A 25,207-nucleotide genomic window follows, 5' to 3' on the forward strand; every position below is an offset into this window, starting at 1 on the left:
CCGAGCAGGGTAAACGGTGTGTCACACCACGGTGGAATCCGCTGCGCCGTGCGTGGACGCGCGTTCGTCGGTTCCCTTCGGCGCGGGAGCGGGGTGCCGATCCAGGTGCAGGTCGTGCTCGCCCAGACTCGGGTCGGAGAACGCCACTCGCACCTCGCCACGCTGGGTATCGAGGTCGGTGCGCATGGTGGTCACGGCGCCCGGTTGCTCCGGCACGGAGCCGGAGCGGAACAGACCCGTGAGCGCCGTCAAGGCGTTCGTGTCCACGGTGATCGAGACCGTGTCGGCCGCGCTCTCCGCGACTTGCGCGCCGACGTAGGCGTCACCGAATCGAACTTTCCCGCCCAGAGGCGTGCGCCCAGGCGGTGTGGCAGGCGAATCGACCTGCGGCTCGGCGATTTCCGGCTGGCGGGCACGCGGAGCGGAAACCGCTGCGGGCAAGACGAAGCTGTTGCCGGTCAGCACGGGATAGAAGCCCGTGCCTCGTCCGCGATCGGGCTCGTCCGGGGCGGCTGGGGTGACCGGCGCGGCGATCGGAGTATCGGGGCGCTGCGTATCGGCGATCTGGTGGACGATATAGGCGCCGGCCGCGACGGTCAGGCTGAGGCTGGCCGCACCGGCGAGCACGACGGCGGCATGCCGTGCGACCTGGGCAGGTCGGTGTGCTGTCACGATGCGCTCCTTTCCCTGCGACGCTGCTCCCCACAGGCGATCAGCACCATGGAAAGCTGTACGCCCGACCAGATTACCTGTGCGGTCGAGGGGCATACCTGATCGAAGAGAGCAGAATCACAACGCGCGCGGCCCGGGGCGAGCCGGTGCGCCCTGGCGTGCATGGCGTCGATGTTTCCGTGAACGCACGGGCGGGTAAATATTCGGGTAGCTGGCGAGCGCCATTCTCGACTGCCATCTCGAGACACCCGGCCAACGGCGTCCGGCCGTCGACATGAACACGGCGCACCCAAGTGTGGCGCTCGCCCGCTCCCGATTCCGCATGGACCGGGCCGGGTGTGGGCGGGTCAGGCGAACTGGCCCGCTGTCCTTCCTTCGCCCGTCGGCCCCGCGAAAGCCTGTGCGATGGTGAGCCATTCCGCGGCGTCGTCGCCGTGCGCCAAGATTTCCAGATCGTTCGGATGGCGGCGCTGTGTCACCAGCAGACAGAAGTCGAGTGCGGGTCCGGTCACCCGCTGTTCGGCGTCCTCAGGGCCCCACGACCAGACGGTGCGATCCGGCGCGGTGAGTTCGACCCGGAATTCCGCTGCGGGCGGAGTCTTTCCGTGCACGGTGTAGGCGAAATTCCTGGTGCGCACGCCGATATGGGCCACGGTGCGCAACCGCGCCGTGGGCGAGCGGTGCACGCCGATGGCATCGGCCACATCCTGCCCGTGCGCCCAGGTCTCCATGATGCGGGCGGTGATCATCGACGCGGCGCTCATGGGCGGGCCGAACCACGGCAGTTTGGCGCCCGCGGGCACGGCGCGCAGTGCGGCGGTGAGCGACGCGCGCCCACGCCGCCAGCGGTCGAGCAACTCGGCGGGCGGTTCGGTCGCGGCCTTCTCGGCGGCCTCGTCGACGAACGTGAGCGCGCGAGGTCCGGCTTCGGTCAGCAACTGCTGGAAGCGGGCGGCGTCCGCGGTGGCGATCGCCGCGATCTCATCGGTCCAGGCCAGATGCCCGATCTGGTGTGCGATGGTCCACCCGGGCGCGGGTGTGGCGCGCGCCCATTCCGCGGGCGTCAGCGGGGCGACGAGTCGTTCCAGGTCCGCGCATTCGTCGGCGAAGTCGCCGAGCAACGCCTCTAGATCAGCCATCTGTGCCCCTGCCGGTTCCGGGCCCACCGCCTCGTGCGCCACCGTGTCCAGCATCGCAGCGAGCCCAAAAAAAGGCAAGCATGCTTGTTTTATCTTGCCGGTTCCGGCCCTGCTACCAGCCGAAAAGGATCAAGTGGGCGGCTCCGACGACGAGGCCGAGGACCGCGCCGTGCAGATACAGCAGCCAGGCGTCCTGCTCGACGGAGGCGTAGAACATCTCCATGAACTCCCCTGGCGTGAGCCGCCGCAGCTTACGCGCGGCGAACTCGTCGATGGTCTTGGCCTGCTCCCGGGTGAATTCCTCGTCCTCGACCAGGGTCGGCGCCAAGCCGACCGCGGCGCCCGCCGCGCCCACCGTGAGGTTGTCGAACTGGCGACGCCCCAGCGCCGCCCGCACGAGTGCGGTGGTCGGCCCGAGCTGACGATGGATCTCGTCGGCGATCAAGCGCTCCAGCAACTGCCTGGTCTTGTCCCCGTTCGGGCCTTCCAGCAGCTCCTTGGACAGATTCGGCAGCGTCAGCACCTGATAGGCCAGGATGTGCGCCAGATCGGTCGCCGCTTGCGGCTGCCGTTTGGCCAGCAGTGCTTGCTTCCACAGGTACTTGTACCTCGGTTGCGGATCACCCGGCTCGAACACCATCTTCACCGCGATGACGTTCACGATCACGCCGATCGCCGCCGAGGCGAGCAGCACGATCACCCAGCCGGGGACCCAGCCCAGCACCGGAATCTGCTGGTGCACGTGCAGGTACAGAGCCAGCAGCACGCCGAAGGGCGCGCCGAGCAAGCCGATGCGCACCATGAAGCGCAGTTCGGGCGCCGCGATGGTGGTGGTCAAGTCCTTCAGAATGGCCGGGTTGTCCTGCAGGTAGCGGATCACGAAACCCTTGATGCCGATCAATTGGTCGACGTTGTCGCCCAGCGACGCGAACGCGCGGCGCGACAGTGCGGGCAGTTCCCGATCCACTCGCTGGTAGATCAGCTGCTTGGCGGCGCGCGGCACCGTACGCCACAGGTCCGGGTTCTCCCGGTACATCAGCTCGTCCACCAGCGGGCGCACCTGCTGCCGCGCCAGCACCGCGATGTAGTCGGCGATGCCGTCGAGATCGAGTTCGTGGATGAAATCCTTGGGGCTGCCGATCCGCATCAGGGCCTTGTCCACGCAGATGCTGGCCATCTTCTCCGCCCGCGCCGGGATGAAGCCCTGGAATCCGAGGCGCAGGCCGTCGCCGGAGAAGGTCGGCAGCACTTGCACCCGGCGGGGGAAGTACGGATAGAGCACGTGCAGACCCGGGATGCGGATGCCGCGAAAGACGATCGGCCAGAACAGCATCAGCACGCCGGTCCAGTTCGTCAGCCATCCCGCCAGCGCGCTGAAGATCGGGAACGTGATCAGGTCGACCACGAATTTCGGCTGCCCGGTCACGCTCTCCCAGTCGATGAACACGCCAGCGGCGAGCGACGACATCGATGGGACTCCCTAGGCCGATCCGGCGGTACCGCCGGTATGAGATATCAAGGCCCCAACGTTCTCATTGCCTTGGACGGGGTGTCAACGCGAAGCGGGGGCCGTACCGGTCGGCACTTCGCCGTCAGCGAACGGACCGGTCGGGGCGGAACAAACCCACACACCCCGGGGTTGAGTAGGCATCGCTCAACTTTTGGAAGGTCGAAGACGTGACTACACCTCAGAACCTGCCGGTGCTGTTCCTGACCGATCCGATCGTGCTGCCGGGCATGGTCGTGCCCATCGAACTGGACGAATCGGCGCAGGCCGCGATCGATGCCGCGCGCGCCGCAAAGACCGACGCCGTGCTGCTCGCGCCGCGGCTGAACGAGGGCTACGCCACCTACGGCGTGGTCGCCACCATCGAACAGGTCGGCCGGATGCGCGGCGGAGCCCCGGCGGCCGTCCTCAAGGCCGAACGGCGCGCCAAGATCGGGCACGGTGTCACCGGGCCGGGGGCCGCGCTGTGGGTGGAGGCCGAGCCGGTCGAGACGCCTGCTCCGGACGGCCGCACGAAGGAACTGGCCGCCGAATACAAGAAGCTGGTCGTCTCGGTGCTGCAACGCCGCGAGGCCTGGCAGATCATCGACGCGGTCAATCAGCTGACCGACCCGTCGGCCATCGCCGACACCGCGGGTTACGCCCCGTACCTGACTTCCGAGCAGAAGCGTGAACTGCTCGAGACCCCCGACGCGGCCGAGCGGCTGACCACGCTGATCGAGTGGACCAAGGCGCACATCGCCGAGGCCGAGATCAGCGAGAAGATCAGCGAAGACGTGCGCGAGGGCATGGAGAAGAGCCAGCGCGAATTCCTGCTGCGCCAGCAGCTCAACGCGATCCGCAAGGAACTCGGTGAGGACGAGCCCGACGGCGCCGACGACTACCGCACCCGCGTCGAGCAGGCCGACCTGCCCGACACCGTGCGTGAGGCGGCGCTGCGCGAAGTCGGCAGGCTGGAGCGTGCCAGCGATCAGAGCCCGGAATCCGGCTGGATCCGGACCTGGCTGGACACCGTGCTCGAGCTGCCGTGGACGGTGAAGACCACCGACAGCGCCGACGTCTCGGCCGCCCGCGCGGTGCTGGACGCCGACCACCACGGCTTGGACGAGGTCAAGGACCGCATGGTCGAGTACCTGGCCGTCCGCGCTCGCCGGGCCGCCCGCGGCCTGGAGGTGGTCGGCGGACGCGGGTCCGGCGCGGTGCTGGTGCTGGTCGGTCCGCCCGGCGTGGGCAAGACCTCGCTGGGAGAGTCCGTGGCGCGAGCGCTCGGCCGCAAGTTCGTCCGCGTGGCCCTGGGCGGCGTGCGTGACGAGGCCGAGATCCGCGGTCACCGCCGCACCTACGTCGGCGCGCTGCCCGGCCGGATCGTGCGGGCCATGAAGGAAGCCGGTTCGATGAACCCGGTCGTCCTGCTGGACGAGATCGACAAGGTCGGCTCGGACTTCCGCGGCGACCCGGCGGCCGCGTTGCTCGAGGTGCTGGACCCGGCGCAGAACCACACGTTCCGCGATCACTACCTGGATCTGGACCTGGACCTGTCCGACGTGCTGTTCATCGCGACCGCGAACGTCATGGAGACCATCCCCGGCCCGCTGCTGGACCGGATGGAACTGATCACCGTCGACGGCTACACCGAGGACGACAAGGTGGCCATCGCGCGCGACTTCTTGGTGCCGCGGCAGCTGGAGCGCAACGCGCTGACCGCCGAGGAGGTGTCGATCAGCGAGGAAGCGCTGCGCGAGATCGCCGCCGACTACACCAGGGAGGCCGGGGTCAGGCAGATGGAGCGGCTGATCGCCAAGGCGCTGCGCAAAGCGGCCACGCGGCTGTCGGAGCGCGAAACCGGATCTGGTTACGACCCCGAACTGGGTTACGACGTCGAGCGTGACGCCGGAGCCCTGACGATCGGTCTGGACGACCTGAAGGACTACTTGGGTCGTCCGCGCTTCACTCCCGACTCGGTGGAACGCACGGCCGTCCCGGGTGTGGCCACCGGCCTCGCCGTGACCGGCGCGGGCGGCGACGTCCTCTACATCGAGGCGAACGCCGCCGAGGGCGAGCGCTCGCTGACCCTCACCGGCCAGCTCGGCGACGTCATGAAGGAGTCGGCACAGATCGCGCTGACCTACGTGCGCTCGCACCTGGAGGAGATCGGCATCGAGCCGTCGGTGCTTGATCGCAATATCCACATCCACTTCCCGGCGGGTGCGGTGCCGAAGGACGGGCCGTCCGCGGGCGTCACGATGGTCACCGCCCTGGTGTCGCTGGCGCTGGGTCGTCAGGTGCGATCGGACGTCGGCATGACCGGTGAGGTCACGCTGAACGGCCGGGTGCTGCCGATCGGCGGCGTGAAGCAGAAGCTGCTCGCCGCCCAGCGGGCCGGATTGAAGACGGTGTTCATCCCGGCGCGCAACGAGCCGGATCTGGACGACGTTCCGGCGGAAGTGCTGGCCGCGCTGGACGTCCGGCCGGTCGCCGACGTGGCCGACATCCTGGCCTACGCGATCGAGCCGGTCGCCGAGCCTGCCTTGGGGCCTGCCTTCGCGGCGACCGCCTGATGGGTGCGATCGGACGTAGTCCGTCCTCAGCCCACGCATGCCCGGAGCGATTGCGGAGGTACGCCTGACCTTGGACGGAACGGGCCGGGCACGGAGCTATCCGGGCCCGGCCTTTCGCATGTCGCGATCGGCGGAGGGACGTTGGTGAAGCACCGGAGCGGCTCATCGCTCGCCGTGCCCGGTGTGGCCACCATCGACGGACCTCGCCACACCGGGTCGGCGGCTGACCCTCGCCGAATGTGCTGTGTCGCAACGCACTTGCCGAGCTGCGGCACAGGCGGTCGGCGGATCTCGTTCCTGAGTACGCCCGCGCGCCGACACCCCGGCCAGTGCCGCCGTCACCCGATAGCGCGGGCGACGTGCGAACGGACGTCGTGAGGTGAGGGACTGGTGTTCGTGCCGGCCAGGTCCGTTTCCGCGAGCCGGGTGGTGCCTTGGCCCACCGCGCACAGGACCGGTTCGCGCCCGGAGCTTTCCGCGTAGATCGCGCAGTGGGCAACCGCCTGGCGGCGCGTCGCCCCGGTGACGGATGCCTCGATGCGCAACCGGTCGCCGGCGGCGGGCCGCAGGTAGGTGATGGTGACACCTCCCGTGAGTACGTTCGCGCCGAGAACCGTTCCCGCGGCGAAGGTGAGGGCGTTGTCGGCGGCATAGGCGAGCACGCCGCCGTGCACGTAGCCGAATTGCTGGGTCAGTTCGCGGCGCAGCGGGATGATCAGGGTCGCGGCGCCGTCGCCGAAGGCGGTGATCTCGGTGCCGATCAGCGTGGCGAAGGGCTGTGCGGCGAGTATCTTCTTGGCGCTGTCCAGGTCGAGGGTGTTGGTGGCGGTCACTCGGACAGCTGCCCTGCGGCCGCGGTGCGATCGGCGGCGAGCGCCAGCCAGGCGGCGTCGGCCAGCTCGCCCGCGACTTCGGCAGGGGCGATGCGCATGTCACCGCCCAGCCACTGCCGGGTGTATTCCTGCGCCGGACCCAGCCACAGCGCGTAGACCAGATCGATGGGCAGATCGCGCACCACCCCGTATCCCGCGTGGGTGCGCCACCACCGCGTCACGTCGGACATGAAGCGGCGATTGCTCTCGCTCTCGCGCACTCCCGGCGGCCGCGCGGAGGTGAGTACCGTTGCGCGATATTGATTTTCGCTCACCCACCGCAAGTGTTCGCGCACACCGGCGGTGACGCCTTCCCGCGCGTCGGCGCTGTCGCCGACCACCGCCCAGAAATGCTTCTGATAGTCCGCCAGCGCGTTGGCCCACACCTGCCGGTACAGGTCGGCCTTGTCCGGGAAGTGGTGGTAGAGCGCACCGACGCTGGCGCCCGCCGCGCCCCGGATCTGGGTCAGCGTCGCGTCGAGCGCTCCGTGCTCGGCGAACTGGCGCTCGGCTGCCAGTAGCAACCGATCTCGAATCTTCATATCCAGAATTTAGTTCTGTTCTGCGGGCCGCGCAATGTCAGGACATCCGTGTGAGGGGGATCAGGCAGTGGGACTCATCGCGGTGCTGCGGACGATGGCACGACCGGCGGCGGGTGCGGCGATGCCGGTCGGCGGGCGCTCGCGCCGGAATTGCGGCCGGGTGTCGCACCCCTGCGGTAAGAACGGCATGTGGCCAGATGGCTGTTGCATGTCGATCTCGATCAGTTCCAGGCGGCGGTGGAGTTCCGCCGTCATCCGGAACTGCGGGGGCTGCCGGTCATCGTCGGCGGCCACGGCGATCCCGCCGAACCGCGCAAGGTGGTGACCTGCGCGTCCTATCCGGCGCGTGGGTTCGGTGTGCGGGCCGGAATGCCGCTGCGCAGCGCTCAGCGCAAGTGCCCCGACGGAGTGTTCCTTCCTTTGGACATGGCCGCCTACGAGGACGCCTCCGACGAGGTCATGGCCCTGCTGCGGACGTTTCCGGGGCGGGTCGAGGTGTGGGGTTGGGACGAGGCGTTCCTCGCCGCCGACACCGACGACCCGGAAGCCCTCGCGCAGCAGGTGCGCGACGCGATCGCCGGACTGGAACTGACCTGCTCGATCGGCATCGGGGACAACAAGCTCACCGCCAAGCTCGCGACCGGCTTCGCCAAGTCGGCGGGCAAGTCGTCGGCCGAGCCCGCCGCCGATGTGGGCGCCGCCGCGGGCGTCTTCCGGCTCACCGCCGCGAACTGGACCGAGGTGATGGCCCATCGCCCGACCAACGCGCTCTGGGGCATCGGCAACCGCATCGCCGCCCGGCTCGCCGAACTCGGTATCGGGACCGTAGGCGAGCTGATGACGGCGGACCGGCATCGACTCGCCGCCGAGTTCGGGCCGAACACCGGTCCGTATCTCTGGGTGCTCGGCCACGGCAAAGGCGATACGGACGTCACCACCGAACCGCGAATCCCGATCGGCCGCAGCAAATCCGAGACCTTCCCGCACGATCTGACCGATCCAGGCGAAATCCGCGCCCAGGTCGCGCGGCTGGCCACCGAGGTCGCCGAGGAGATGGCCGCGGCGGGCCGGATCGGCACCCGCGTTTCGGTGACGGTGCGCACGAACACCTTCTACACACGCAGCAAACAGGAAAAACTGCCCGAACCGACCATCGACGTCGCGCGAATCGCCGAGACGGCGCTGCGCATCATCGAACGGTTCGACCTCGACCGCCCGGTTCGTCTGCTCGGCGTGCGGCTGGAACTCCTGCCGCGGTAACTCCCGGACCCGTCCGGACGCTCGTATGCTCGTCCGCATGGAGTTCTGGGCGATGGTGGCACACGAATCGGATAGCGGGATCGTCCTGACCCGGCAGCAGGCCGGCGAGGATTTCCTCGGGCCGGGTGACGTGACGATCAAAGTGCACTACTCGAGCGCGAACTACAAGGACGGGCTGGCGATCACCAAGGGCGGCGGTGTGGTGCGCAACTACCCGATCGTCCCTGGGATCGACATCGTCGGCGAGGTGGTCGAGTCCGCCGACGACGATTTCGCCCCGGGTGACCAGGTGATCGCGCACGGATACGACATCGGTGTCGCGCACAACGGCGGCTTCGCCGAATACGCCAGGGTGCCCGCCGAATGGGTGGTCAAGCTGGAGGGCCTGAGCCTGCGCGACGCGGCCGCGCTCGGCACCGCAGGGTTCACCGCGGCCCTGAGCGTGCAGGCCCTGCTCGATCGCGGCCTCATGCCGGACGCGGGCCCGGTGCTGGTCACCGGCGCGACCGGCGGGGTCGGCAGCGTGAGCATCGACATTCTCTCCGGCCTCGGCTTCGAAGTCATCGCTTCCACCGGCAAGACCGACGCGAACGATCTGCTCAGCGAGATCGGTGCGAACGAGGTGATCGGCAGGCTGCCGGAGGACCCGAACGCCAAGCCGCGGCCATTGACCAAAGCGCGGTGGGCCGCGGCCGTGGACAGCGTCGGCGGCGCGTCGCTGGCCTACGTGCTGAGCGCCATCGGCTACGGCGGCGCGGTCGCGGCCAGCGGGCTCACCGGCGGAGCGGAACTGCCCACTACGGTGATGCCGTTCATTCTGCGCGGTGTCACCCTGGAAGGCATCGATTCGGTCAACCTTCCGATCGAGCGCCGCAGGGAGGTGTGGGCCCAGCTCGGCAAAGAACTACGACCGCAGCATCTTTCGACCCTGGAGAACTACGCTCCGATCACCGATGTGGAGCGGGTGCTGCACTCCATCCGCAACGGCAGCCACCGGGGGCGCACCGTTCTCGGCGTCAAGGGCGAATTCTGACCGCAAGTCCTCGGTAGCGCTCGGACGACATCCACGCCGGATGCGTTCCGGACCTACCGAGACCGCAGGGCATGAGACCGATCAGCGAAGCCCGGCTCGATTCGTTCGAGCCGGGCTTCGCCGGTTCGCCCGAGCGTGCTCCCCCTTCCGCGGACGGCCTCGATCGGAGCTCGCCGCGCGGGGGAAGCCGTTGCCACCGTCGCGAGCACCGATCCGATACGGTTCTTCCGCATCCACCTACGTGCTCGCTCCGGTCGAGAGGCGAATTTCGTTGTCCACGAATCCGTTCTGGCGTTCGATGTCGATAGTGGCGGTGTCCGCACTGCTGGCCGCGCCCGCGTACGGCCGGGCCGAGCCGGTGGCCGACTCGCACCCGAGCGGCGCGGACCGCTTCTACCGCCAGACGCTCGAGTGGAAGCCGTGCGGGGTCGAGAACTTGGACAAAGCCGGTGGTGAGTGCGCGAATGTCCTCGTGCCGCTCGACTACGGGCGTCCCGACGGTCGCACGATCACCTTGGCGATATCCCGGGTGAAGGCGAGCGATCCGGCGCGGCGGCGGGGCATCCTGGTGTCGAATCCGGGCGGTCCCGGCGGCCCGGGCCTGGACAGTGTGGATCTGCTCGGTGATGTGCTGTCGCCCGACGTGCTGGCGAGTTACGACCTGATCGGGATGGACCCGCGCGGAGTCGGCGAATCGACCTCGAGTCCGCGGTGCGGGTGGCCGGTCGGCGAGATGGTCCGGTCGGCGGGCCTTGATCCGCTGGGTTTCGCGCACGACACCGTTCAGTCCGCAGGCATGGCCGCGAGCTGCGTGGTTCGTGATCCGGAGTTGGTGCGGCAGTTCACCACTCGCAATACGGCGCGGGATATGGACGTCGTCCGGGCGGCCCTGGGCGAGGAGAAGGTCAATTTCTACGGCTTGTCCTACGGCACGTATCTCGGGGCGGTGTTCACCCAGATGTTCCCCGAGCGCAGCGATCGGGTCGTGCTCGACAGCGCGATCGACCCGGATCGGTATTGGACGGGCTTGGTACAGGACTGGGGACCCGCCGACGAGATCGCGCTGGACGATTGGGCGGTGTGGGCCGCCGCCCACGACGAAGAGTTCCGGCTCGGCGCGACACCGCAGCAAGTGCGCGCGAAGATCGAGGAGCTGGTCCGCATCGTCCACCGCCAGCCGATCGTCATCGACGGATTCGCGATCGACGACCATTGGTTGCCGTTCATCCTGCACGCCTTGCTGTGGAACTTCCGGCTGAACGAACCGCTGGCCGCGACGGTGCGCGAACTCGCCGACGCCGCGGGCGGTCCGCCCACGACCTCGCAGACGCCGCGGTTGCGCGCCATCGTGGCGGCGCTGCGCGACAACGAGAACTCCGTCCTGGCGGAGGTCGCCTGCGGCGATGTCAGCGCGCCCATCGATCCCCTCTGGTACTGGCGCAATATCGAGGAGAGCCGGGCCACGCAACCGGTGTTCGGCGCGCTGGCGGGCAACATTCAGCCGTGCGCCTTCTGGCCTCGACCGGTCGAACCCGCGACCGTGGTCCGGAACGCGGTGCCCGCGCTCATCGTGCAGGCGACGGGAGATCCGCGCACTCCCTATGCGCACGGCGTCCGGCTGCACCAGTATCTGTCGCAGTCGCGGATGGTCACTTTGCAAGACGTCCGTATCCACATGACGTTCCGGCCGGAGCTGAGCAGTTGCGTGAACAACGCGATCAACACCTACTTCGGCGCGGGAACCCTGCCGGACGCCGACACGACCTGTACCGCGGACCAGACGGCGAGCTGACCGGATGACGGATCACGCCGCGGCCGTGACGGGTTCCTCGGCGAACTGCGTGCGGTACAGCTCCGCGTAGCGGCCATCGGCGTTCAGCAGCTCGGGGTGCGTGCCGCGTTCCACGATCCGGCCGTCTTCCAGAACCAGGATCTGGTCGGCGGCGCGGATGGTGGACAGCCGGTGTGCGATCACCAGCGCGGTCCGGCCCTCCAGCGCTTCGGACAGCGCCTCCTGCACGGCGGCTTCCGAGGTCGAGTCCAGCGAAGCGGTCGCCTCGTCCAGGATCACTACGCGCGGCTGCTTGAGCAGCAGGCGCGCGATGGTCAGGCGCTGGCGTTCACCGCCGGAGAGCCGGTAGCCGCGCTCGCCGACCACGGTCTCCAGCCCGTCCGGTAGCGACGCGACCAAGTCGCGCAGCCGGGCGCGCTGGAGTGCGTCCCAGAGTTCGTCCTCGGTAGCCTGCGGCCGCGCGAGCAGCAGATTGGCGCGAATGGTGTCGTGGAACAGGTGTCCGTCCTGGGTGACGAGCCCGACCGTGTCGCGGATCGATCCGGTGGTCAGCTCGCGCACGTCCACGCCGTTCAACCGCACCGCGCCCGCGTCTACGTCGTAGAGGCGGGAGACCAGCTGCGCGATGGTCGACTTGCCCGCGCCCGACGAGCCGACCAGCGCGATCAGCTGACCGGGCTCGGCGCGCAGCGACACGTCGTGCAGCACCTCCACCCCGCCGCGGGTGTCCAGATTCGCCACGTCCTCCAGCGAGGCCAGCGACACCTTGTCGGCCGACGGGTAGCCGAAGCGCACCGTGTCCAACTCCACCTCGACCGGGCCCGCCGGCACCGTTTTCGCATCCGGCGCGTCCTCGATCAGCGGCTTCAGGTCGAGTACTTCGAAGACGCGCTCGAAGCTCACCAGCGCGGCCATGATCTCCATCCGGGCGCTGGCCAGCGCGGTGAGCGGCGTGTAGAGCCTGGTCAGCAGCAGCGACAGCGACACCACCGCGCCCGCGTCCAATTGCCCGCGCAGCGCGTACCAGCCGCCGAGCCCGTACACCAAGGCGATCGCCAGCGCGGACACCAGCGTGAGCGAGGTGACGAAGACCGTTTGCAGCATCGCGGTGCGCACGCCGATGTTCCGCACCCGGCGGGCCCGCAGCGCGAACTCGTCGGACTCCTGTTCCGGACGGCCGAACAGCTTGACCAGCGTCGCGCCCGGCGCGGAGAACCGCTCGGTCATCTGGGTGCTCATCGCCGCGTTCAGCCGGGCCGCTTCCCGCTGCAAATCGGCTAGGCGATTGCCCATCCGGCGCGCAGGCAGCACGAATACCGGAAGCAACACCAGCGCCAGCAACGTGATCTGCCACGAGATGCTGATCATCACCCCGAGGGTCAACGCGAGGGTCACCAGATTGGCCACCACGCCGGACAGGGTGTCGCTGAACGCGCGCTGGGCGCCGATGACGTCGTTGTTCAAGCGGCTGACCAGCGCGCCGGTCCTGGTTCGGGTGAAGAAGGCGACGGGCATCTTCTGCACGTGGTCGAACACGGCGGTGCGCAGGTCGAGGATGAGCCCTTCCCCGATTCGCGCCGACATCCACCGGGTCGCCACCCCGAGTCCGGCATCGAACACCGCGAGCACGCCGATCACCACCGCGAGGACGACCACCACCCGCGGCGCAGCGCCGCCGACTATGTGGTCGACGACCCGGCCAGCCAGCACCGGCGTGGCCACGGCGAGTACCGCCGATATCACGCTGAACAGCAGGAACGCGCCGATCCGCCGCCGGTGCGGCGCGGCGAACCGAACGATGCGCCCTGCGGTGGCTCGGCGGAACGGGCGCTGTTCCTGTGGCGCGTTCGCCCGCCGGTACATCTGGCTCCACGCCACGGATTCGATGCTCACGTTGTTCTCCCTCTCGCTCCCCGCCCCATCCAAGACCTGGCCACCGACACTAAGACCTCAACAATGGTTGAGTTCAAGTCGATTCCGGGCAGGCGGTGTTTCCGCCCACGGCGAAACGAGCGCAACCCGAACCAAGACGGCTGATCGACATTCGCGTAACTAGCGCATCGCGCGCACCACAAGCGCAGCAGTCGTCATTGGCGTATACCGCGAGCGTGAACATGGAGACACCGGTTCCTCGAGGCTGCGGTCCAGGCATCGACGCGGCGAGCCGGCGACTACGACCAAATGGCTCTTCCTCGAACCGGCCTGATACGAGTGATCTTGTTGCGAATACCTCGCCGCCATCGCGGGCGGTCCAGAGGGCCATCACGTCCTCGACGAGCCACTACTGCCGACGAGCCTGACAATGGCCGCCCTCACTCCGCGCGCACCGGGTCCGCGACTCACAAGCCCGACGCGCTCAGCGCACCTCAGCCATGTCTTTCGAGCGAAGCGAGACCGAGCCTGTTCCGTTCGCGGCCCGGCGAGCCACAAGAGGGCCGCGAACACGCCGCGCCGAAGGCGTGGCCAAATAACACAGCCCGTGAACACCCAGCGCCGCAGGCGCTGGAAAAATCAACACAGTGAACCGTATGGCGGCGCTGCGCGCCAGGATCGCGGGTGAGGTCGACGCCTCCGAGCGGCGGCGGGCGGAGTACTCCTCGGACGCGTCGAACTATCGGGTTCTCCCGGCGGCGGTCGTCTTTCCGCGGACCGACGAGGACGTCGCGGTCACCTTGGACTTCGCCCGAGCCGAGGGGCTGCCGGTGACCGCGCGTGGCGCGGGGACGTCGGTGGCGGGCAACGCGATCGGTCCCGGACTGGTGCTCGATTTCAGCAGGCATATGAACCGGATCGTGGCGATCGATGCGGCCGCGCGCGTGGCTACCGTGCAGCCGGGCGTGGTGCTGTCGGAGCTGCAGCGCGCGGCCCGTCCGCACGGCCTGCGCTTCGGACCGGACCCTTCGACACAGAATCGCTGCACGCTCGGCGGCATGATCGGCAACAACGCGTGCGGGCCGCGCGCCGTCGCGTGGGGCCGCACCTCCGACACGGTGCGCGAACTGCGCATCCTGGACGGCACCCGCACCGAACGCACACTGGCAGCCGACCTGTCCGCGGTGCCGGGTCTCGCGGAATTCAGCCGGGCAAATCTCGCGGTGTTGCGGACCGATCTCGGCCGTTTCGACCGTCAGGCATCCGGATACGGTTTGGAACATCTGCTGCCCGAGCGCGGCGCGTCGGCGGCGAAGGCGTTCGTCGGCAGCGAGGGCACCTGCGGTCTGCTGCTGGACGCGACCGTCGAGCTGGTCGAGCTGCCCGCGGCCACCGTGCTCACGGTGCTCGGCTACCCGGACATCGCCACCGCGGCCGATGATGTCGCCGCCGTGCTGGCCTGCGCGCCGATCGCGGTCGAGGGCATCGACGCGCGGCTGGTCGACGTGGTCAGGGCGCATCGGGGAACGGTGCCCGACCTGCCGCGCGGTGGCGGTTGGCTGTTCGTGGAGACCGCGGGCGCGACGCAGGCCGACGCGCTGGCCGTCGCACAGCGACTGTGCCGGACGGCGGGCGCGATGGACAGCAGGATCGTCACCGATCCCGGTACCGCCGCGCAGCTGTGGCGGATCAGGGCCGACGGCGCGGGGCTGGCCGGTCGCACGCCGGACGGGCGGCCGGCCTGGCCGGGCTGGGAGGACGCGGCCGTCCCACCGGAACGGCTCGGCTCCTACCTCCGCGATTTCGCCGCGCTGACGCGCGAGCACGGTGTCGACGGGCTGCTCTACGGGCACATCGGCGACGGCTGCATCCACGTCCGCCTCGATCTTCCGATCGCCGACGCGCCGCGGCGCTTCCGCGCCTTCCTGTTCGACGCGGCGGAGCTGGTCGTCCGGCACGGCGGTTCGCTGTCCGGCGAGCACGGCGACGGCCGGGCTCGCTCCGAGTTGCTCTCGGCGATGTACTCCCCCGCGGTGCTCGATGTCTTCGCCGGGTACAAGGCCTTGTTCGACCCCGGCGACATCTTGAATCCGGGCGTGCTCGTCGCGCCGCGTCCGATCGATGCCGACCTGCGGCTGGCCGGACTCGGTGAGGTCGGCACATCGAACGGTTACCCGCTCGGAGAAGACGACGGCGATATGAGCGTCGCGGTGCACCGCTGCGTCGGCGTCGGCAAATGCCGGGCCGACGGTGGTTTCATGTGCCCGTCTTACCAGGCGACCCGGGACGAGAAGGACAGCACACGCGGGCGGGCGAGGGTGCTGCAAGAGGTGGTGCGCGGCGCGCTGCCCTGGTCGTCGGAGGCCGTCGCCGAGTCGCTCGATCTGTGCCTGTCCTGCCGGGCGTGCCGGTCGGACTGCCCGGCGGGCGTGGACATGGCCACCTACAAGTCGGAGACGCTGTATCGCCGCTACCGCCACCGGCTCCGGCCGATCGATCACTATTCGCTGGGCTGGTTGCCTCGATGGCTGTCCGCCGCGAGCCGGATGCCTCGGGTCGTCAACGCGCTGGCGGGCCGGACCGCGCTGCGTCGAGCCGGGCTGCGGGCGGCAGGCATCGACCCGCGTCGTGAGGTGCCGCGCTTGGCCGCGCGTACGTTCCGCCGCATCTGGCGCGATCTGGACGAAGGCGCGCGCCTGGCCGAGTCCGCCTACGCGCCCGAGGTGCGGGCCGAAAGCGGTGTCTCCGGCGAGGTGATGCTGTGGATCGATACCTTCACCGACGCGTTCGACCCGGAGATCGCCTTGGCCGCGGCGCGGCTGCTTGCCACCTTGGGCTACCGCGTTCGCATCCCCGAGCAACGCGTCTGCTGCGGACTCACCTGGATCAGCACCGGTCAGCTCGACGGCGCTCGCGCGCGGTTGCGGGCCACGTTGACCGCGTTGCAGGAGCATGTGGAGGCGGGTGGAGTGGTCGTGGGACTGGAACCGTCCTGCACCGCGGTTCTGCGCGCGGACCTCACGGAATTGTTGCCGGACGATCCCAGATCCGCCCCGACCGCCGCCGCGGTGCGCACCTTGGCCGAATTCCTCGCCGATCAGCCCTCCTGGCGCCCCCCGCAGCGCACCGGCCGATCGGTGGTGGTTCAACCGCATTGTCACCAGCACGCGATTCTCGGATTCGATGCCGATCGCCATTTATTAGCCAGTATGGGCGTGACGGTGACGGAAATCACCGGGTGCTGCGGTCTGGCGGGAAATTTCGGAATGCAGTCGGGCCATTACGACATTTCGGTCGCGGTGGCCGAGAGCGGCATGCTCCCCGCGCTGCGCGCCGCGGGAGACGACGCGATCCTCCTCGCCGATGGCTTTTCCTGCCGCACTCAGGCCGCGGCCCTCGCTGGGCGCCGGGCGCGGCATATCGCGCAATTCCTACTGGGCGAGTGACCTTTTGGGGCGCCCGCCGGACAGGCAGGGCGGGCGCCGCGCGGTTCAGCTGCCGAACGGCAGGGTGCCCGGCGGAATCTGGTAGCCCGAGCTGCCCGCGGAAACTCCACCCCAGGCGTTGAGCAGCCAGTTGAGCAGATTGGTGATCATCGAAGAACCTCCGTCATTGCTACTGCCAGATATTTGCCGAACGAAAACAATATCGCCGTGAATCTCATGCCGTTACATCTGATTGCGAAACCATAATCATGTGCGATCGGTATGAATGGCTTTAGGTGTGGCTCAGATAATAATCCGCGTGTCCCGGTGGAGGGGGACGCGGCGCCGCGCGCCGCACCGGGCAGAATGTCTCGGGTGCGCAGCATGACGGTCGAGCCGGGAGCCAGCCGGACCGTGACCACGGATCGGCCGATCGACCTGGCGTGCACGCTCGCTCCCCTCGGTCGCGGCACCGGCGATCCGTGCCATCGGGTGACCGGCGACGGCGCGCACTGGCACGCCTCCCGTCTGCCGACCGGGCCGGTCACCTACCGCCTCGCCCAGTCCGATCCGCGCACTGTGCGGGCCCGCGCCTGGGGGCCGGGCGCGGCGGAATTCCTCGCGGGTCTCGAGCACATGCTCTGCCTGGACGAGGATGTCTCGGCGTTCCTCCCGGACCATCCGAAACTCGTCGATGCCCATCGCCGTTTTCCCGGGCTGCGCATGCTGCGCACGGGCTTGGTCTTCGAAGCCCTTGTGCCGTCGGTGCTGGAGCAAAAGGTGCACACCGTCTCCGCGCGGGCGTCGTGGCGGAAACTGGTGCGGCAGTACGGCGAACCGGCGCCCGGCCCCGCACCGGAGGGAATGCGGCTGCCGCCGGACGCGGACACTTGGCGGCGAATTCCTTCCTGGGTGTACCACCGGGCCAATGTCGGACCGCAACGCGCGCAGACCATCGTGCGCGCGGCTCGGATCGCCGAATCGCTGGAGCGCGCGGCCCGGGTCGATCCGGTCGAGGCGGCACGAAGGTTGTGCGGTGTCCCCGGTATCGGGGTGTGGACGGCAGCGGAGATCGCGCAGCGGGCTTTCGGCGACGCGGACGCGCTGTCGGTCGGCGATTACCACCTGTCCGCCGCGGTCGGCTGGACTCTGCTCGGCCGTCCCATGGATGACGATGCGATGGTCGAATACCTGGAGCCGCTGCGCCCGCACCGTTATCGAGCGATCCGCCTGCTGGAAATCAGCGGCCACTTCTACAAGCCGAAGTTCGGCCCGCGCACCCCGCTGACCGATCACACCTGGCACTGAGTTCACAGCGGCCCCTCGGCGCGTTCACTTTTCCGCAGTTTTGCCCATTCTTTATCAGTCGGTTCCGGCCGGAGAAAAGCAAAACTATAGGTAGTCGCGCCACACTCGGCCATCGCCGCATTCTCATCGGTACGCGAGCGGTAGCCGGAGGGGTTCCGTATGGCGCGCACTCATCGTCGAACCACACAACTGCAGGGGGTTGTCAGTGGAGCAGAGGCCACTCGGGGATACGCCACGATCCAGATGCCTGTTCTACCGGCGGGAATGCGATCTGCCCGCCGTTGTGGATCCGCCCGAGCTCGGCCGGATCGTGATGCGCGCAGGGTCGGTGTGGGCGTTGACCATGCCGAGCAGCCTGGGTCAGGCGGTCAAGGCGCACATGCAGAGCAAGAGCGTGCGGCTGGGCCCGATCCTGGCGCACCCGCGCTCGAATCGATGGACCTTCCTGATCGCGCCGGACCTGCCGGAAAACGACACGCGCCTGTTCGCGGAGTTGTTCCGGCTCAACGTCTCGGTCTGCCGCACAGGGTCGACGATCGCGTTGCCGTCCCCGACGGCGTCGGTCGGCGCGATTCGGTCTTGGATAGTGCCGCCACGGAACAGGTTTCGCCCGTCCGGCCGGGTCGTCGTCGCGGCCATTCGTGCGTGGGCGGAGCCCGCGCCACGCCGCCGCTGAGCGCAGGCGGCGAATCACGTGGTCGGTCGGAGTACCGGGCCGTTCTTCGTCGGTTGTTCGCCCGACAGCGCCGGTCGGCGGCGGTACTATCGGGCGCGCGTGCGTGCGCCCAGCGGTGGTGCTGGGTTCTCGGTCCGTACACACGTCTCCCACGGCAGATAGCGAAGGAGTCCGTCTCGTGAGCATTCAAGGCAACACGAACATCGACCTGTCCGGCGCCACGTGGCGGAGGGCCGGGGAAGGGGCGGGCAACGACAGCGTCGAAGTGGCGCTGCTCGCCGACGGACACGTGGGAATGCGCAACGGGAACGATCCCGAGGGGCCGGTGCTGATCTTCACGCCCGCGGAGTGGGCCGCCTTCACCGCCGGTGTGCAGGACGGAGAGTTCGACCGGCCGCGATAAGGCACGGCCGCCTTCGAAGATCACGGAATGACACATTTTCGGCAACGAAAAGACGTTTATCGAGGCCGAATACGGGTAGCCCATCATCTGTGGACCGAGGGCTCAAGAGTTCCCATCCCCGGTACCGGAAATTGCGGCCGGACGATTGGGTGGAATGGCTGATCGTCGCGCTGTTGTTCGCGGTGTCGGCGGTCGGAGTCTTCGTCCTCACCAGCTCGCTGTTGTCGGCGCTGCTCGTCGGCATGCTGGTGTGGGTCGTGGCCCTCGGCGTCGTGGCCATGTTGTAAGGGTGCGCCGACCGGCCGGGGATCGCCCCGGCCGGTTGTCCGGCGTCTATCGGCGGAACAGCTTGTTGCCCAGCCAGACCAGCGGGTCGTACTTGCGGTCGGCCACCCGTTCCTTCATCGGGATCAACGCGTTGTCGGTGATCTTGATGTGCTCGGGGCAGACCTCGGTACAGCATTTGGTGATGTTGCACAGACCGAGCCCTTGCTCGTCCTGGGCGAGTTCGGTGCGGTCGCCCGCGTCCAGCGGGTGCATCTCCAATTCACTGATCCGCATCAAATAACGCGGTCCGGCGAACGCTTTCTTGTTCTCTTCGTGGTCACGCACCACGTGACAGGTGTTCTGGCACAGGAAGCACTCGATGCACTTGCGGAATTCCTGCGAACGTTCGACGTCGACCTGCTTCATCCGGTACTCGCCCGGTTTGAGATCGGCGGGTGGCGTGAAAGACGGTATCTCCCGCGCCTTTTCGTAATTGAACGACACGTCCGTCACGAGGTCCTTGATCACGGGGAAGGTGCGCATCGGCGTCACCGTGATCACTTCGTCCTGGGTGAAGGTGGACATCCGGGTCATGCACAGCAGGCGCGGCCGCCCGTTCACTTCGGCCGAACAGGAACCGCACTTGCCCGCCTTGCAGTTCCAGCGCACGGCCAAATCGGGCGCCTGGGTGGCCTGTAGCCGGTGGATGATGTCGAGTACGACCTCGCCCTCGTTCACCAGCACGGTGAAATCCTGCAGTTCTCCGCCGTCGAGATCGCCGCGCCATACGCGGAATTTGGCGTCGTAACCCATCGTTACGCCTCTCGCTCCGTCGATTGCCCGGCCGCGGCCGGGTGCCCGGCGAGTTCATCCGGGGTGTAGTACTTCTCGAGCTCGCCGAGATCGAAGAGGGCGAGCAGGTCCGATCGCATCGGGATCTGATCCTTGCGCGTCACGGTGACGCCGGGGATCGGGTCGCAGGCCGTGCCCGGATCCACCGCGCAGACCAGCAGTTTGTTCCGCCAGTCGGGGTCCATCGACGGGTGGTCGTCCCGGGTGTGCCCGCCGCGGCTCTCGGTCCGCAGCAGCGCCGCGTGCGCCACGCATTCGCTGACCAGCAGCATGTTTTGCAGGTCGAGCGCGAGATGCCAGCCGGGGTTGAACTGGCGGTGGCCCTCGACGGTCACCTGGCGGAACCGGGCACGCAACTCGGCGAGTTTGTCGATCGCCTCGCGCACCTCGTGTTCCTTGCGGATGATGCCGACCAGGTCGTTCATCGTCTGCTGCAAATCGGTGTGCAAGGTGTAGGGGTTCTCGCCTTTGCCGTCGGCGGGCGGATCGAACGGCGCCACGGCGGCCTTCGCGGCGTTCGTGACATCGTCGTCCGCGACTGCGGGCCGCTCGCCGAGCTGTTCCACATAGGCCGCGGCCCCGAGCCCGGCCCGGCGGCCGAACACCAGCAGGTCGGACAGCGAGTTCCCGCCGAGGCGGTTGGACCCGTGCATGCCGCCGGAACACTCACCCGCGGCGAACAGACCGGGCACCGTGGCCGCGCCGGTGTCCGGATCGACCTCGACTCCGCCCATCACGTAGTGACAGGTGGGCCCGACCTCCATCGGTTCCTTCGTGATGTCGACGTCCGCCAGCTCTTTGAACTGATGGTGCATCGAAGGCAGTCGTCGCACGATCTCCTCGGCAGGCATCCGGGAAGCGATGTCGAGGTAGACGCCGCCGTGCTCGGTGCCGCGCCCGGCCTTGACCTCTTCGTTGATGGCGCGGGCGACCTCGTCACGCGGCAGCAGGTCCGGTGTGCGGCGAGCGGAGTCGTTGTCGCGCAGCCACTGGTCGGCCTCTTCCTCGGTCTCGGCGTACTGCCCCTTGAAGACCGGCGGAATGTAGTCGAACATGAACCGCTTGTCCTCGGTGTTCTTCAGCACCCCGCCGTCGCCGCGTACGCCCTCGGTGACCAGGATGCCCTTCACGCTGGGCGGCCAGACCATGCCGGTGGGGTGGAACTGCAGGAACTCCATGTTGATCAGCGTCGCGCCCGCGCGCAGCGCCAGCGCGTGCCCGTCGCCGGTGTACTCCCAGGAGTTCGAGGTCACCTTGTACGACTTGCCGATGCCGCCGGTCGCCAGGACCACCGCGGGGGTCTCGAACAGGATGAAGCGGCCGGATTCGCGCCAGTAACCGAACGCGCCGGAGATGCGGTCACCGTCCTTGAGCAATTCGGTGATGGTGCATTCGGCGAAGACTTTGATGCGCTTCTCGTAGTCACCGGTCTCGGCGAAATCCTCCTGTTGCAGCGACACGATCTTCTGCTGCATGGTGCGGATGATCTCGAGGCCGGTCCGGTCGCCGACATGCGCGAGCCGCGGGTAGGTGTGGCCGCCGAAATTGCGCTGACTGATGCGGCCGTCCGCCGTCCGGTCGAACAGCGCCCCGTAGGTCTCCAGTTCCCACACTCGATCGGGCGCTTCCTGAGCATGCAATTCGGCCATGCGCCAGTTGTTCAGGAACTTGCCGCCGCGCATCGTGTCCCGGAAGTGAACCTGCCAATTGTCCTTCTCGTTCGCGTTGCCCATCGACGCCGCGCAGCCGCCTTCGGCCATCACGGTGTGCGCTTTGCCGAACAGCGACTTGCACACCACCGCGACGGACAGGCCGTGCTCCCTGGCTTCGATGACCGCCCGCAATCCGGCGCCGCCCGCTCCGATCACGACGACGTCGTACTTGTGCCGTTCCACTTCTGCCATGCAGAGAAACTCCTCGATGAGGCGGTCAGTCGATGAACCGCAGGTCCGAAATCGTTTGGCTGGCAACCAACATGACGTAGAAGTCGGTCAGCACGAGCGTGCCGAGAGTGGTCCAGGCCAGCGCCATGTGCCGGGTGTTCAGCTTGGAGACCTGAGTCCAGAACCAGTAGCGCACCGGATGCGCGGAGAAGTTCTTGAGCCGTCCACCCGCGATGTGCCTGCACGAGTGGCACGACAGCGTGTAGGCCCACAGCAGGATCACGTTGACCAGCAGCACGATATTGCCGAGGCCGAAACCGAAGCCACCGGTCTTGCCGTGGAAGGCGACGATGGCGTCGTAGGTGTTGATCACCGAAACCACCAGGGCCACATAGAAGAAGTAGCGATGCGCGTTCTGGACGATCAGCGGCAGCCTGGTCTCACCGGTGTACTTGGCGTGCGGCTCGGCCACGGCGCAGGCGGGCGGGGAGAACCACACCGCCCGGTAGTAGGCCTTGCGGTAGTAGTAGCAGGTCAGGCGGAAACCGAGCAGGAAGGGCAGCACCACGAAGCCCAGCGGCAGGATCGCGGGCAGATCGCCGAAAGGGGTGCCGAAATGGCTGGAGCCCTCGACGCAGGAAGTGCTCAGGCACGGTGAATAGAACGGGGTCAGATAGTGATAGTCCGGGACCCAATATGCCGTGCGCACATACGATCTGATCGTCGCGTAGATGACGAACGCGGCTAGCCCGAGCGCCGTGACGAGTGGGGGGATCCACCATCGGTCGGTGCGCAACGTGCGATCCGAGATTCGGGCCCTTGTTCTGCTGAATACGCCGGTGCCCGCTTCGGGGGCGGCGGTCGGTGCGGCACTCACAGGCGGATGCCTCGCTGATCTTGTGTGCGGGTGGTCATCGTTACCTCCGCAATCGAATGTGATGCTGAGCACCATACGACACGTGCGCTATTGATCGAACGGGGTCTCGACAAACATGCCCCGCCGTCAACCGTATGATTTGCGCCACATCAGGCACGCCTCATGCTTGTCTACGCGGGTTCCGGGCCAACCGGACTTTTCGAAGTCACCTTCCGCGAAACAAGATTCGAGCAGGCAAAAACGGAATGCCGTAATTGTCTCTTCAACCGCAGGGTGAAGACATCGATCGTCGGCCATATCCGACCGGAATCAACCTGTTGACCTGCTCGGATGCACCCGGCAACGGGAGGGTGTGCAGGCAGCGGCACGCGCCGCGCGGCCTCGCCGGATGTCGGTCTCGATGGTGTGCCCGCCGCGGTGACCGAACGCTCGGTGCGGGAACCGACACGGGTGGCGGTCTCGGCGCTGGTGCGCGGGAGAACGACTCGATCGTCGCGCCGGGCAAGGTGAACATCTTCATCCCGCTCGGTGTCCGGCGGGGGTGAGCGGCTTGCGCACCATGGCGGGTCGCTGCACGAACTGTGTCGTGCGGAGGACCGATACGGCTCAGACGTCCATCGCGCGCTGTGCGATCACGGCGGCGCCGTGCGCCAGGCCGCCGGGACCGCGCGCGGCCCGGTGGCACGGGTGCGGCCGCCACGGCAGGCATCGGGCAGGGAGTACCGCGATGGGCGGCGCGCGCCGCCCACCCCGGAACTACTTCGTCCGCGGACGGGAGTGGAAGCCGAGCCCCTCGTCCTGTGCGCCCATCCAAGCGGCCTCGTCGGACTTGCTGTCCGGCACGTAGATGACGTCTTGGGCGGTCCGCCGCACCTCCGGCGGCGGTGACTGCTCGAGTTCGTCGGCGTCGATGGCGAGGCGCTCGAGGTCGTTCTCCAACCGCCGCACCGTGCTGGCGTCGCCGTACTGGGTGCGGAGTACGCCGATGGATTGCCGGAGTTGGCCGACCGCGTAGCGTAGTTCCGCGAATTCGCTGCGAGTCATCGATACCTCCTGGATTCCCTGGCGGACATGCGAACTCGGTGCCGTGACGCGCGGTTGCCCGTTCGCCTTGGGCCGCGCTGTACCGAGCCGTGTGACCCACCACACAACGTGATCTACAACACAGTACCGAAAGAATTCGATCCTGGCTCGCGTGCGGTCGAAATCCGATGGTTGCCGCCCGCTTGCCGAGCTCAGCCCACTGCGGCGTACCCGGCGCCCGACGGCGCCGCGGCGAACGCGCGTTCGGCGAGTCCGGCGATGGACAGCGCGACTTCTTCGGCCCGCTCGAGCAGCACGCTGTGCCCGGCGCCTTCGAGCCGGACCAGTTCGGAACCGGCCAGCTGGGAGGCCAGTGCCACCGAGTGCGCGAACGGGAAGATGAGGTCCGCCGAGCCCGCCAGCACCAGCGTGGGAATCGCGCCGAGCCGGTGCAGAGTCGCCGTCTCGTCGAAGGTGATCAGCGAGTGCAGGAATCCGGCCATGGTCAGCAGCGGCGTGTCGTTCAGCATGGCCGTGGCCAGCGCGGCGATCCGCGGGTTCACCTTCCTGGTGCCGAATTCGGCCTCGCGCAGGATCGGCGTGAACAGGCGGCGGGTCAGGTGCCTGGACGCCTGCATCACCCTCGGGGCGTGCGTGACGGCGGCTTGCAGCGAGTTCACCGCCCGCCGGTTCAACAGGCGCGCCAGCCCCACCTCGGTGATCCCGGCGGCAGCGGCCGCGAGCAACCCGACGCCCGCGATCCGCGTGCCGATGGCCTGCGGGTAGAGCCGGGCGTAGGCGAGCACGACCATCGCGCCCATCGAGTGGCCGACCAGGATCACCGGACCGGCCGGCGCGACCGTCCGCAACACGGTGTCCAGGTCGTGCCCGAGCTGTTCGATGGTGTAGGTCGACGGATGCGCCACCCCGGATTCGCCGTGGCCGCGGTGATCGTAGAACACCATCCTGGTGTCGTCTCCCCACTGCCGGAGGAGGTGCTCGCGCAGGTAGATCCAGGATTCGGTGCGCAGGCAGTGGCCGTGCACGAAGACGACGGTCGCGAGGGCGTCGTCGCCGCCGAAGACGCGGACCGCGAGGGGAACGCCGTCTTCGGCCGACACTGTGACGTGGTGGCCGTCGTGATCTACGGCGCGGCGGGCGATGGTCGTGGACATGGCACCCTCCTGTGGGCGCGGCGCATGTTCGGCGCCTCTTGCCCAGATGTCGCACTGGATTTCCGCCCCGT

The 25,207-nt window shown here is 68.2% G+C and carries 20 protein-coding genes; 9 read left to right on the forward strand and 11 right to left on the reverse strand.

Annotated features, from left to right (window positions below; translation table 11 throughout):
- Nucleotides 1-21: 21 nt before the first annotated feature.
- The 3 genes from ACWESM_RS10575 to ACWESM_RS10585 all read right to left on the reverse strand — a co-directional run bounded on the left by ACWESM_RS10575 (nt 22) and on the right by ACWESM_RS10585 (nt 3,279).
- Nucleotides 22-672, reverse strand: a complete 651-nt coding sequence (locus tag ACWESM_RS10575) for a hypothetical protein (protein WP_364434274.1) — start codon at nt 670-672, stop codon at nt 22-24.
- A gap of 347 nt (nt 673-1,019) precedes the next feature.
- Complete coding sequence (locus tag ACWESM_RS10580; RefSeq protein WP_452491477.1) at nt 1,020-1,811, reverse strand: TIGR03084 family metal-binding protein; 792 nt, start codon at nt 1,809-1,811, stop codon at nt 1,020-1,022.
- A 112-nt stretch (nt 1,812-1,923) separates the two neighbouring features.
- The gene (locus ACWESM_RS10585; RefSeq protein WP_364434270.1) at nt 1,924-3,279 is read right to left on the reverse strand and encodes a hypothetical protein; all 1,356 of its coding nucleotides are present in this window, start codon (nt 3,277-3,279) and stop codon (nt 1,924-1,926) included.
- A gap of 269 nt (nt 3,280-3,548) precedes the next feature.
- Here ACWESM_RS10585 and lon point away from each other — a divergent pair, with 269 nt between their 5' ends.
- Complete coding sequence (gene lon, locus ACWESM_RS10590) at nt 3,549-5,876, forward strand: endopeptidase La (protein WP_355078977.1); 2,328 nt, start codon at nt 3,549-3,551, stop codon at nt 5,874-5,876.
- Between the two features lie 338 nt (nt 5,877-6,214).
- Here lon and ACWESM_RS10595 read toward each other — a convergent pair whose 3' ends face one another.
- Nucleotides 6,215-6,709, reverse strand: a complete 495-nt coding sequence (locus ACWESM_RS10595) for a PaaI family thioesterase (protein WP_452491479.1) — start codon at nt 6,707-6,709, stop codon at nt 6,215-6,217.
- The gene (locus ACWESM_RS10600) at nt 6,706-7,290 is read right to left on the reverse strand and encodes a TetR/AcrR family transcriptional regulator (protein ID WP_355078873.1); all 585 of its coding nucleotides are present in this window, start codon (nt 7,288-7,290) and stop codon (nt 6,706-6,708) included. The genes ACWESM_RS10595 and ACWESM_RS10600 overlap by 4 nt, the downstream gene beginning before the upstream one ends.
- Nucleotides 7,291-7,479: 189 nt before the next feature.
- Between ACWESM_RS10600 and ACWESM_RS10605 the strand changes: the two genes are divergently transcribed.
- The 3 genes from ACWESM_RS10605 to ACWESM_RS10615 all read left to right on the forward strand — a co-directional run bounded on the left by ACWESM_RS10605 (nt 7,480) and on the right by ACWESM_RS10615 (nt 11,375).
- Entirely contained in the window at nt 7,480-8,550 is a 1,071-nt protein-coding gene (locus tag ACWESM_RS10605) for a DNA polymerase IV (RefSeq protein WP_355078874.1), read from the forward strand.
- A gap of 37 nt (nt 8,551-8,587) precedes the next feature.
- Nucleotides 8,588-9,583, forward strand: coding sequence for an oxidoreductase (locus tag ACWESM_RS10610; protein ID WP_355078875.1), 996 nt, complete (start codon nt 8,588-8,590; stop codon nt 9,581-9,583).
- 307 nt (nt 9,584-9,890) lie between these two features.
- Nucleotides 9,891-11,375, forward strand: a complete 1,485-nt coding sequence (locus tag ACWESM_RS10615) for an alpha/beta hydrolase (RefSeq protein WP_452491482.1) — start codon at nt 9,891-9,893, stop codon at nt 11,373-11,375.
- A gap of 12 nt (nt 11,376-11,387) precedes the next feature.
- Here ACWESM_RS10615 and ACWESM_RS10620 read toward each other — a convergent pair whose 3' ends face one another.
- Nucleotides 11,388-13,268, reverse strand: coding sequence for an ABC transporter ATP-binding protein (locus ACWESM_RS10620; protein WP_452491483.1), 1,881 nt, complete (start codon nt 13,266-13,268; stop codon nt 11,388-11,390).
- Between the two features lie 635 nt (nt 13,269-13,903).
- Between ACWESM_RS10620 and ACWESM_RS10625 the strand changes: the two genes are divergently transcribed.
- The 5 genes from ACWESM_RS10625 to ACWESM_RS10645 all read left to right on the forward strand — a co-directional run bounded on the left by ACWESM_RS10625 (nt 13,904) and on the right by ACWESM_RS10645 (nt 19,346).
- The gene (locus tag ACWESM_RS10625; RefSeq protein ID WP_452491782.1) at nt 13,904-16,693 is read left to right on the forward strand and encodes an FAD-binding and (Fe-S)-binding domain-containing protein; all 2,790 of its coding nucleotides are present in this window, start codon (nt 13,904-13,906) and stop codon (nt 16,691-16,693) included.
- Between the two features lie 363 nt (nt 16,694-17,056).
- A complete protein-coding gene (locus tag ACWESM_RS10630; RefSeq protein WP_364424879.1) occupies nt 17,057-17,980 on the forward strand; it encodes a DNA-3-methyladenine glycosylase family protein in 924 nt (307 codons plus the stop codon).
- A gap of 283 nt (nt 17,981-18,263) precedes the next feature.
- Nucleotides 18,264-18,656, forward strand: coding sequence for a DNA-directed RNA polymerase subunit beta (locus ACWESM_RS10635; protein WP_452491484.1), 393 nt, complete (start codon nt 18,264-18,266; stop codon nt 18,654-18,656).
- A 178-nt stretch (nt 18,657-18,834) separates the two neighbouring features.
- Nucleotides 18,835-19,059 carry a DUF397 domain-containing protein gene (locus ACWESM_RS10640; protein WP_355071076.1) on the forward strand — a complete coding sequence of 75 codons (225 nt, stop codon included), beginning with the start codon at nt 18,835-18,837 and terminating at the stop codon, nt 19,057-19,059.
- Between the two features lie 89 nt (nt 19,060-19,148).
- On the forward strand, nt 19,149-19,346 hold the full coding sequence (locus ACWESM_RS10645; RefSeq protein ID WP_355071078.1) for a hypothetical protein: 198 nt from the start codon (nt 19,149-19,151) through the stop codon (nt 19,344-19,346).
- A gap of 46 nt (nt 19,347-19,392) precedes the next feature.
- Here ACWESM_RS10645 and ACWESM_RS10650 read toward each other — a convergent pair whose 3' ends face one another.
- From ACWESM_RS10650 to ACWESM_RS10670, 5 genes are all read right to left on the reverse strand, one after another.
- A complete protein-coding gene (locus tag ACWESM_RS10650) occupies nt 19,393-20,139 on the reverse strand; it encodes a succinate dehydrogenase/fumarate reductase iron-sulfur subunit (protein WP_355071079.1) in 747 nt (248 codons plus the stop codon).
- Nucleotides 20,140-20,141: 2 nt separating this feature from the next.
- Entirely contained in the window at nt 20,142-22,082 is a 1,941-nt protein-coding gene (locus ACWESM_RS10655) for a fumarate reductase/succinate dehydrogenase flavoprotein subunit (protein WP_364424855.1), read from the reverse strand.
- A gap of 25 nt (nt 22,083-22,107) precedes the next feature.
- The gene (locus ACWESM_RS10660; RefSeq protein WP_452491486.1) at nt 22,108-22,938 is read right to left on the reverse strand and encodes a hypothetical protein; all 831 of its coding nucleotides are present in this window, start codon (nt 22,936-22,938) and stop codon (nt 22,108-22,110) included.
- 756 nt (nt 22,939-23,694) lie between these two features.
- Nucleotides 23,695-23,982, reverse strand: coding sequence for a hypothetical protein (locus tag ACWESM_RS10665; protein ID WP_355071084.1), 288 nt, complete (start codon nt 23,980-23,982; stop codon nt 23,695-23,697).
- 191 nt (nt 23,983-24,173) lie between these two features.
- Nucleotides 24,174-25,136 (reverse strand): alpha/beta fold hydrolase, encoded by a 963-nt coding sequence (locus ACWESM_RS10670; protein ID WP_452491488.1) that lies wholly within the window; start codon nt 25,134-25,136, stop codon nt 24,174-24,176.
- Nucleotides 25,137-25,207 lie beyond the last annotated feature (71 nt).

It is taken from the genome of Nocardia sp. NPDC003999 (assembly GCF_053604885.1).

What these genes read in the sequence shown, in the direction of transcription:
- ACWESM_RS10670 (WP_452491488.1), bottom strand. Translation starts at nt 25,136, where the DNA reads ATGTCCACGACCATCGCCCGCCGCGCCGTAGATCACGACGGCCACCAC.
- ACWESM_RS10600 (WP_355078873.1), bottom strand. Translation starts at nt 7,290, where the DNA reads ATGAAGATTCGAGATCGGTTGCTACTGGCAGCCGAGCGCCAGTTCGCC.
- ACWESM_RS10610 (WP_355078875.1), top strand. Translation starts at nt 8,588, where the DNA reads ATGGAGTTCTGGGCGATGGTGGCACACGAATCGGATAGCGGGATCGTC.
- lon (WP_355078977.1), top strand. Translation starts at nt 3,549, where the DNA reads ATGGTCGTGCCCATCGAACTGGACGAATCGGCGCAGGCCGCGATCGAT.
- ACWESM_RS10650 (WP_355071079.1), bottom strand. Translation starts at nt 20,139, where the DNA reads ATGGGTTACGACGCCAAATTCCGCGTATGGCGCGGCGATCTCGACGGC.
- ACWESM_RS10665 (WP_355071084.1), bottom strand. Translation starts at nt 23,982, where the DNA reads ATGACTCGCAGCGAATTCGCGGAACTACGCTACGCGGTCGGCCAACTC.
- ACWESM_RS10630 (WP_364424879.1), top strand. Translation starts at nt 17,057, where the DNA reads ATGACGGTCGAGCCGGGAGCCAGCCGGACCGTGACCACGGATCGGCCG.
- ACWESM_RS10655 (WP_364424855.1), bottom strand. Translation starts at nt 22,082, where the DNA reads ATGGCAGAAGTGGAACGGCACAAGTACGACGTCGTCGTGATCGGAGCG.
- ACWESM_RS10580 (WP_452491477.1), bottom strand. Translation starts at nt 1,811, where the DNA reads ATGGCTGATCTAGAGGCGTTGCTCGGCGACTTCGCCGACGAATGCGCG.
- ACWESM_RS10625 (WP_452491782.1), top strand. Translation starts at nt 13,904, where the DNA reads ATGGCGGCGCTGCGCGCCAGGATCGCGGGTGAGGTCGACGCCTCCGAG.
- ACWESM_RS10585 (WP_364434270.1), bottom strand. Translation starts at nt 3,279, where the DNA reads ATGTCGTCGCTCGCCGCTGGCGTGTTCATCGACTGGGAGAGCGTGACC.